General features: G+C 79.8%; 1 pseudogene. It reads right to left on the bottom strand.

What is annotated here, in order from left to right:
- Nucleotides 1-337, bottom strand: a pseudogene (locus ACSNN9_RS28700) (hypothetical protein); the annotation flags it as partial.
- Nucleotides 338-356 lie beyond the last annotated feature (19 nt).

The following is a 356-nucleotide window of genomic DNA, read 5'->3' as shown; positions in this document are numbered from 1 at the left end:
GAGAAGCACCACCGGTCCCCGTCGGACCGAGGGTGAGCCGCTCGGCGGCGACCGGTATCGGCAGGCCGGCCCGCAGGTCGGCGGCCAGTCCGCAGAGCTCGTCCAGGCGGCGCCGCCGGGCCCGGACGGCGTACTGGCCGTGCTTGCGTCGGAGCAGCGCCCGGGCGGCCAGCGTGCCGTAGGCGCCGACGGCCACCGCCGCCACCGGACCGGCCAGCAGCAGGCCGGCTCCGGTGCCGGCCGACGCGGCGAGCAGCAGGGTGCGCCGGGGGGACGCCGTCAGCGCGTCCGACCGGAGCCACCTCGGTCGCCGGCCCTCGCCGGGCGGACCGGTCACCGCCTCGGGCGGACGTGAA

This window comes from Micromonospora sp. URMC 107, assembly GCF_051386315.1.
Classification (GTDB): Bacteria; Actinomycetota; Actinomycetes; order Mycobacteriales; family Micromonosporaceae; genus Micromonospora.
This window is presented reverse-complemented; position numbering and strand designations above follow the sequence as displayed.